The following is a 9,737-nucleotide window of genomic DNA, read 5'->3' on the forward strand; positions in this document are numbered from 1 at the left end:
TTTTGATACAATATATAACTAGTTTCTATAAATAAGAACATCTTAGAGTAAAAGGTGCACTTAAGTTCGGAACTTTTATTTGCTTTTGGCATGTCTTTATTTGACTCTAAATTTTTAAAATTATAACTAAAATTATTTAGATCATAACTCAAAGAATATGGTTCGATTCCCACCTTGGGTACATTTTTAAATCCTCTGAATTATATTCAGAGGATTTTTTATTTGAAAATAGGTTTGTTGGTCAAACCATATTTAATAGGAAACTTTTAGCCTTCCTCTATCCACATAGTAATATTGCCAATCTCCTCCAGAGCCGCTACCCCATGTGTCTAACCAAAAATAATTATTACCAGAACTAGTTCCACGAACTTTATATACTTCTACGGCTCTACGATTTCTATACCAATCTAAAGAACGTCTTGGAACACATCTTTCTGGATCCAAAGCATATTGATTTAAGAAGAATGCAGATCCATACCCAAAAACTCGGGCTTTCCCATTTTCGTCGATACACACTGCTGTTTCTTCATCAAGACCGATTCCTTTTCCTCTGATACCCCAATCTTTGTAGATTCGAGCTAAAAAAGTAACGTGCCTACCTCTTCTGTCTGGATTATCATAATGTGTGTCTGTAATTACGTCTTGTAAAAAAGGATTATTGATAAAATTATGTTTCTGTAATGTTAAATTAGTATCATAAGGATTTCTCAATGCTTCTCGAGAAGTAATTGTTCCATTTTCTGCATCAAAATAAATTCCACCTTGTATAGCGCATCCTGCACTGGTGCCTCCTATAACCACTTTTTTAGTATTTCTTAGATAATTTAAAGCAGTTTCTACCTTGGTATCTTTCCAATAACGAACATAGTCATATTGATCTCCACCAGCAATAAAAACAGCTTCTGCATTGCGTATGGTGGTTTCAACGTCGGGATCGTTTGCTTTCGTTCTTGAGTTGATTAATAAAGTTTCTACCGAATTTACCTTTCCAAGATCAAAAATATACTGGTTATAAGCATCGGTCCCCGTAGCACGAAGAATTACAATGTCACCACCACCTGATTTATTGATCATCCAAGAAATAGCGTCATCTACATCAGAACTACCTCCCATAAGTATAGTCCCAGCTGAGGTTTGAGACGTTACATCATTGGGGTCTCCTACAATTCCAATAGAAGCTGAAGAGATTTTCGCTTTGAATTGATGATCTTCAATTAAATTCTTGTCAGGATAGTTAGGTACATCATATTCCTTTTCACAGGAAGAAGTAAAGCAACAGAGTACAGGTAAGAAAAGTAAAGAAATGTTTGAAAGTTTTTTCATCTTGAGTTGTGTTTAATTATTAATAAATCTAATTATTCTGAATACATAATTTGATGTCTTATCACCTAGCAACATGTCCTTTTCACTTCTATTTTTTCTGCACTTGTTTACTACATATTTAAATAATTTAAAATATACTGTATCGTTTATGATTAATCCATCAATTTACCGTTGTCGACATACCAGTTTTGCCATACTCCTCCGCTACCGGTTTGCCAATCTGTTAGATCAAAGGTATTCGCTCCGTCATTAGTACCTTTTACAGCGTACACCTTAATTGCAGTACCTCCTAAATTCCAATCAAGTGGATTTCCCGAAGTACAATTTTCGGGCAGTGCATTTGTTAATTCTGGGTTCACCTGTAAGAAGTAGGCATTATCATTATGAGTAGGATGGCCTCCATATATTTTTGCCAAGCCTTTTTCATCTATGCAAACTGCAGTAAATTCATCACAGGCTATTCCTTTTGCTTTAACTGCGTTATCTTTTAAAATTCGCGCTAAAAATGTCACATGTCTTCCTTTTCTGTCGGGATTATCATAATGCGTGTCGGTAATTACATCAGCTAAATAGGTATTGTCAATAAAGGGTTCATTTTCTACAGTCACCTTAGTATCATAAGGATTTGTTAGGGCACTATCAGAAGTAACGGTACCATTTTTTGCTGAAAAATAATACCCTCCCTGAATAGCCATACCGGCACTGGTTCCTCCTATTGTAATATTTTTTGTGGTGATGGCTTCATTAATCAATTCGCTAATTGTCGTATTTCTCCAGTAAGAAATATATTGCCATTGATCTCCACCAGCGAACCAAATAGCTTCGGCATTTTTGATCTTGTCATGAATATAGGTCTCATCACTAGCATCTTTATTATGAAATACTATGGTTTCTACAGAATTTACATTTACACCTAATTCAGAATATAGATATCTGTTGTAACCATCAGATCCGCTTGCTCTTAAAACAAGTATATCTCCACCATTTGCTCTTTGTAAGAACCATTTCATTGCTTCATTATTTTCGGTAGCTCCTCCCATAAGACATATGCCTCCCAATGGACTTGTGGTCAAATCTGTAGAATTACCTATAAAATAGGATGTGAAGGATTGTGATACTGGTGGATTATTGTTTCCATTCGTAGGATTGGTATCTCCATTATCATCACCAGATGAACAAGAGAATAAAATAAGTATTAGTATAATTGTTAAATGTTTCATACGATAAGTTTTTTTACCATTCAAATAAAAATAAAGGAGGTAGTAGCAACAGCATAGATATAACGAATAACACAAGTACGATCGGTAATGCCCATTTTAACCATTTGTTATATGGTATTTTGGCAATAGATAAGGCACCCATGGTAACCCCACTTGTAGGCACAATCATATTAGTAAGTCCATCACCTATCTGAAAAGCCAAAACCGCAACCTGTCTGCTAATGCCAAGCAGGTCACTAAGTGGAGCCATAATTGGCATTGTTAATGCTGCCTGTCCAGATCCAGATGGGATAAAGAAGTTCAAACAACTTTGAAACAATAGCATAAGTTCTGCGGAAATGTATTTTGGAGTATTCCCTGCAGCTACAGCTACCGAATTCAACAAGGTGTCAATGATTTTTCCGTCCTGAGCAATTACTAATAAGCCTTTTGCCAGCCCTATGACCAATGCTGCTACCATCATTTCTTTAGCGCCCTCTGTGAAAGCTTGAATAGCATTGGATACTGACATTCGATAAAGTAATGCTGCTACGATTCCAAGCCCAATAAAAAGCCCTGCAATTTCAATAATATACCAGCCATGATTATTTACGCCGTATATCAAAATTGCAAGTGCTAGGAGAAATGCAAAGAGTACCCATTTCCTTTGTTGCGTCAATTGAAGAATTTCATCTTGAAGTTCAATAGCTGTTTTTGAGCCCTGCAGCTTGAAAAGTAGACATTTTGAAGGGTCTTTTTCTATTTTTCTGGCGTATCGTGAGATAGCCAGGCATGCTGTCAAGGTAAGAATGAACCACACTATTAAGCGATAAGTCATTCCGCTAAAGATCGGTATTTGAGCAATTCCTTGAGCAATTCCAATGGTAAAAGGATTACTGAATGCCCCCGCAAAGCCTACTCCGGTGCCTATTATAGGAATGGCTGCACCTATAATTGTGTCATACCCTAATGCCCGAGCTAATGGGATGGTAATAAGGATAAAGACAAGGATTTCTTCACTCATTCCAAAAGTAGCACCTGCCAATGAAAATAGAGCTGTAATCACAGGAAGGACAAAGACTTTGTAGCGAGGTTTTTTTTGACTAAATCGAATCACCTTGTACAAACCGGCATTTATAGCACCGGTTTTATTAATAATTGAAAAAGCCCCACCTACTAAAAACACGAAGGCAATGACTAAGGATGCCGAAGAAAAACCTTTAATGGGTGCTGTAAGAAATGCTCCTAACCCCTGAGGTTGTGATGCAACCGATTTGTAAGATCCGGCAATTACAATTTCTTTACTGTCGATCAGTTCTCTATCAAATTCTCCTGCGGGAATGACCCAGGTTAAAAAGATAAATATGATACTTATACTCAGTATAATTGCGATAGTATCAGGTAATTTGGTTAATGGTTTCATTTGTAAACATTATGTTTATAATACAGCATTATCAATGCTTTTTATGGGTGAGCGCAAATTGGTTACCTGGCAAAACAATACTTAATTGTAATCTTTCAGCACCAAGAAGACCATTCTTTTTTTGAATCAATGAATCTTGATTTTTCATTACGATCACTTGCGATTCTCCTAAAACTCTCGCTATATTGTTTTCAATCAAAATAGCAGTAGATTCATCTATACCAATAGTTGTTTGGTTAGGATGTTCAATAGCTGCAGAAATAAGTCGATTCATTCGCATTCGCACTATGAAATGCTGATCTACAATAACATGTGGCAGTAGACCTAAACCTTCCCTGATTTCAATATTATCAGCCTCAATGGTATTGAAATCACCCGTATATTCAGGATGTTTATATTCGTTTCCTGTGATCATTTTTTTACCCATTACTGCGGCTCCCGCACTTGTTCCTGCAATTGTAGCTCCGTTGTAATAAGCCTCATGTATTGCATTATGTAAAGAGGTATTAAGAACCACATCCATAAATCGCATTTGGTCTCCGCCAGGTATATAAATTAACCCAGCTTTTTTGATCGTTCTAATCCATTCTTCAGGCTGTTCACTTTTATTGAAAATAAACCCCTTGACGTTATCTTCTTTGATTCCTAAATCAACGAATTGCTTTTTGGAATAGTAGATAGCTGAATCTGGCTCTGCACTCGACATAGGAAGAATAACGGCATATTTTCCTTTATCCAAACCACTACTTTTAATAAGCTCTTTTATTAACTCAGGAGGACGTTTTCCTCCTCCAATAATAAACAACTTCCCTTTTGCAGAACTTTCCTTTTTAATAGCGGACTGTTTGTTTTCAGCATCTGACGTTTGATTACAGGAAACTAATAATAAGATTAAAAATATACCGATGATGTTAGAAATTTTCATAATTACTAAAAATTTTCTTCTTTGTTCCATATCAATACTTTACGTTCTTTTTTGCGTTCGGATATGAATCCTCTATACATACCCCCAGAATTATAAGGCATTATGATGTTACCTAGATAATCTATTGCAATAAGTCCTCCGTCTCCGCCAAGTTTAGCTTGGTGTTGTATTGCTTTTTTTGAAGCTTCCTCAAGCGTTAAACCTCCATACTCCATAAGGTTTGAAACCATAGAAGCTACAGTAGCTCTAATAAAAAATTCTCCAATCCCGGTACAGGAAACCGCACATGTATCGTTGTTTGCGTAAGTCCCACAACCAATAAGTGCTGTATCTCCAATACGGCCATCTATTTTATTAGTCATCCCGCCTGTTGAAGTAGCAGAAGCCAGATTCCCTTGTGTATCAAGAGCTACAGCTCCTACCGTACCCATTTTTAGATTAGAATGATCCAAAAAGGTAGCATCATCTGCAATGTCTTTAGCATGTTTCCATTGTTCCTCTCTGAAAGTAGTGTCAAAGTAATTATTCTCCACCATTTGGTGGCCCGACTTTTTGGCTAACTCGTCTGCAGCTTGGCCAGATATCATTACAATATCATCCCGATTCATTATGGTTTTTGCAAATTCGATCGGATTTTTTATGTAACGACTATTGGCTACAGCTCCTGCTTTTAACGTTTCGCCATCCATAACAGATGCCTCTAAAAAATGCTGTCCACTCCTGGAATAAACCGCTCCTTTACCGGCATTAAAATGTGTACTGTTCTCTAAAGAAACAACAGCTGCACATACGACATCAATGGCAGAACCGCCTTTGATGAGCACTTCTTCTCCCGCAGATAAGCTAACATTGAGATCTTTAATAATTAACTCTTTTTCCTCATTCGAAAGGTTCTCCTGACTGATGACTCCAGCCCCTCCATGAATGCATAAAGAGTAATTTGTTTTTTTTGACATAATCTTTCTTAATGGATCTTTATAAAGTTCTTTGATTTTTCTTGTTTTGTCGATACCTTTTATAATTAATACCCAGGATTTTGAACAATAATTCCGTCAGAAATGGCTACCTCACGTTGAGGTATAGGATATACCGTTCTGAAAGTATCTATTCCTAAAATGGTTTCAGCTCTTCCTAATCTAACAACGTCGAACCAACGATGACCTTCAAAAGCTAATTCTCTCGATCGTTCTTCTAACAAGATATTTACAAAAGTATCAAAATCAGGCACGTCTGCCGAGATGATGGGCAACGAAGGCAATGAACGAGTTCTAATAATATTTAGGTCATCTATAGCGCTAGATAAATCTGTTGGACTCATTCGAGCTCGTGCTTCGGCTCTGATCAGGTACATTTCTGAAAGTTTTAGAATAATTGCATTGCCTTCCAAATCACTGTCACGAGTTCCGTACTTGTCTACAAAAACTATTCGGCCATCATCAAAATACCTAAAGCTTCTAGGATCATTATCGGCATCCATTGGGTCAAAGAAATCAGAAAAGTTTGCTGAAACTTCTGGAGGAGAAGTAGAAAGCAAAGTGGTAAGGTTATTGCCATCAACCCCAAAAAACTGTAGTTCAAAGATCGCTTCAGAACTAGCTTCGATATCGTAGATATCGTTGTAATCGGTATTAAGATCATAATCAGGATTATTGATTACTTCTGTTGCCAATTGTTCTGCATTAGGGTAGTCTCCCTGGTACAAATATACTCTGGCCAACAAAGCTTCGGCAGTACCTCTGGATACCAGAAATTTATCATTGTCAAAACCTAATAGAGCAATTGCGTCATTTAGATCATTGATGATTTGTTCGAATGAAGCCGAAACTGAAGAGCGTGGGATACTAAGTGCAGATTGAGAATCAACGAAATTGGTAAATACCGGTACCCCAAATTCAGAATTGCTATTTGTAAATTGTCCAAACTGGCGAAGGGCATCAAAAAGACCTAATGCTCTAAAAAATAATGCGGTTCCCCTAGCATCAGAATCTTCCAGGTTTAATTCGTCCATTTTTTGTAAAATGAGATTACTGGCGTTGACTACAGCGTATACGTCTACCCAACTGCTTTCCACATAAGCGCTCGATGTCGGGATAATAGCATTGTCTAATTGAGCAAACCGCTCTCTAAATCCTGTCGCATCTGCAATACCTCCGGTAAGGGCATGAGCTAGTATGAATTCTCCACCATAATAGGTGCCGCTTTGTATCATATCATAAAGCCCGGTGACTGCAGAACGTAAAGAAATTATGTCTGTTATAGCTTCTGTAGTTCGAATTTCATCATCTAATTCCACATCAAGGACATCATCGCAGCTAACCAATACTACCGAAAGCAGGAAAGCCATTATTACAATATATAATTTTGATTTTTTCATGATTAATAGAAATTAAAAAGTTGTGTTAAGACCAATAGTGAATGTTCTCGCCTGCCCTAGGGTTCCAAAGTCTTCACCTTGAAGAATGTTTAAATCCTGTTGGCTAGATGTGTTTGTTGACACTTCTGGATCAAACCCGAGGTAATCAGTAATGGTGATTAAGTTTTGTCCTTGTATGTAAAAAGACAAATTCTCTAATCCGATTGTTTTTAGGGCTTCGGAAGGAAGTGAGTAGGATAAACGAGCCGTTTTTAGTCTTATAAAATCACCATCTTCAAGAAATTGGGTGCTAAACCTTTGTAATTGTCCTGCTTGTGTCGATGGTCTTGGAACATCTGTTATCTGACCCGGTTCTCTCCAATAGTTATTATAAACTCGTTCACTTATGTTTCCATAGGGAATCCCACTTCTTGTAAATCCAAAATTTTCATATGCGTGACGACTTTGATTAAAAATCTTATTTCCTCCCGAAAATTGAATATTTGCTGTTAAAGAAAACCCTTTGTAAGAAACTGTATTAGTCCAACCTCCAAAATAATCAGGTAAAGCACTACCAACAATTTGTCTATCATCAAAATCAATGATACCATCATCATTTACATCGTCAAACAGTGCGTCTCCCGTTTGTGGATCCACTCCTAAGAACTTGATTAAATACAGTGTACTTACTGACTCTCCTTCTTGTAAAATATGATTACGCCCTATGATTTCTCCGTTATTAAGAAGCTTTTTAATTTCATTAGTTATGAATGAAATATTAACCCCCGTATTCCATTTAAAATCCTTCCCGTTAATAACATTGGCATTGGCACTAAATTCGAAACCGGTATTGTCAATCTCACCTATGTTCTGAAATACTGAACTAAAACCAGTCAACCCTGGAACATCTGCGCTAAGCAAAAGGTCTTCTGTTTGTTTTTGAAAATAATCTGCGGTAAGGTTGATTCTATTCTTAAATAACCCTAAATCAAGCCCTAAGTTAAGCTGGTTGGTTTTTTCCCAGCCCAGATTTGGATTTTCAAGTCTATTAGGTGCTATTGCTGGATTTCCATTATAATCGGCATTGAGAGTGTAAGTTCCTATCCAATTAGAAGAGATTTCCTGGTTACCTGTTATACCATAGCTTGCTCTAAGCTTTAGATTAGATATAGCATCAACATCAAAAAAATCTTCTTGGTTAACTCTCCATGCAATCGATCCTGAAGGAAAATAACCGTATTGGTTATCCTCGCCAAAACGAGAAGACCCGTCTGCTCTAAGTGTAAAAGAGAATATATAGCGGTTGTCATATGTATAGTTAGCTCTACCGAAGAAAGACTGTAATCCAAACTGACTTTTCCCGGAAGTACTTTGGGTAATGGTTCCTGCAGCAGAGATACTGGGTGTATTATTAGTGGCAAAACCAACACCCGTTTGATCTGAAGCTGTTGTTTTTGTTTCCTGCATGGTCCATCCACCTATTAACCCCCAAGCATGCTTATCACCAATGACTTTGTTATAATTTAAGGTGTTTTCTATTTGCCATGTGGTTTCCTCAAAAGTTGCAAAAATGGCCTCTCCATCGGGGGATTTATTGCTGCCTACAGGAGTAAAAGATTCTTCAACAAAATTAGAATATTCTAAGGACAATGCCGATCTAAACTTCAAATCAGGAAGAATTTTATATTCTACAAAAGCCGATGATTGTAAACGTGTACTTTGGGATTCATTTTTGTATTGCTCTGCGATAAAAACTGGATTTTCTAATGGCCACCAGGTATTGAAGCTAAACGGGTTGTTGAATTCTCCATTTTCATCACGTATAGGAGCTGTTGGATCCCATCCTTGAGCATTTACAACTACTCCATATTCATCATTTTCATTAATAGTCCTTTGATGATTACTTCGGTTTACAAAAATGGTAGTTCCTATTTTGAATTTATCATTTATGTTATGATCCAGGTTTAATCTTCCACTTAGGCGATCAAAACCTTGTCCTAACTGTACACCTTCTTGCTCATATAGATTACCACTAAGGTAAAATCTTGTTTTTTCATTACCTCCTCGTACACTAATATCTAAATTTTGGGTAAAGCCAGTTCTGAAAATTTCATCAAAGATATCCGTATTTACGCCATTCGAGGTGTCTATAAAATCAAAAAAGTTTGGGCCGAGACCATCAAATTCTGCAGCAGTATTAAAAAATTCTTTAAACCTTACGCTGTCTACAAGGTCGGGTGAGTTGGTGATATTGGATATCCCGGTATAATAACCAATATCCACTGTAGTTTTACCTGTTTTTCCTCTTTTGGTGGTAATTAAGATTACCCCGTTTGCACCTCTAGAACCATAAATGGAAGCTGCGGCTGCATCTTTTAAAATAGTTATTGTTTCTATATCATTAGGGTTAATATCTGCCAAAGGGTTTACGGGTTGTATATTATTGTTTAAAGCAGAATTGTTTCTTGAAACAAGCGGAACTCCATCTACAATGAATAAGGGTTGGCTACTGGC

7 protein-coding genes are annotated in these 9,737 nt (G+C 36.9%); all 7 read right to left on the reverse strand.

The window, feature by feature from the left end; all coding sequences use genetic code 11:
• Window positions 1–252: 252 nt before the first annotated feature.
• A complete protein-coding gene (locus ACXAGJ_RS24460) occupies window positions 253–1,323 on the reverse strand; it encodes a cyanophycinase (protein WP_474843796.1) in 1,071 nt (356 codons plus the stop codon).
• Window positions 1,324–1,475: 152 nt separating this feature from the next.
• Window positions 1,476–2,543, reverse strand: coding sequence for a cyanophycinase (locus ACXAGJ_RS24465; RefSeq protein WP_474843797.1), 1,068 nt, complete (start codon window positions 2,541–2,543; stop codon window positions 1,476–1,478).
• Window positions 2,544–2,556: 13 nt separating this feature from the next.
• Complete coding sequence (locus ACXAGJ_RS24470) at window positions 2,557–3,945, reverse strand: YfcC family protein (RefSeq protein WP_474843798.1); 1,389 nt, start codon at window positions 3,943–3,945, stop codon at window positions 2,557–2,559.
• A gap of 31 nt (window positions 3,946–3,976) precedes the next feature.
• Window positions 3,977–4,870, reverse strand: a complete 894-nt coding sequence (locus tag ACXAGJ_RS24475; RefSeq protein ID WP_474843799.1) for a cyanophycinase — start codon at window positions 4,868–4,870, stop codon at window positions 3,977–3,979.
• A gap of 5 nt (window positions 4,871–4,875) precedes the next feature.
• Entirely contained in the window at window positions 4,876–5,826 is a 951-nt protein-coding gene (locus ACXAGJ_RS24480) for an isoaspartyl peptidase/L-asparaginase family protein (RefSeq protein WP_474843800.1), read from the reverse strand.
• Between the two features lie 65 nt (window positions 5,827–5,891).
• Entirely contained in the window at window positions 5,892–7,244 is a 1,353-nt protein-coding gene (locus ACXAGJ_RS24485; protein ID WP_474843801.1) for a RagB/SusD family nutrient uptake outer membrane protein, read from the reverse strand.
• 12 nt (window positions 7,245–7,256) lie between these two features.
• Window positions 7,257–9,737 (reverse strand): SusC/RagA family TonB-linked outer membrane protein (locus ACXAGJ_RS24490; protein WP_474843802.1); only part of this gene is annotated, 2,481 nt, incomplete at its 5' end.

It is taken from the genome of Aquimarina sp. AWH4_224, assembly GCF_056160245.1.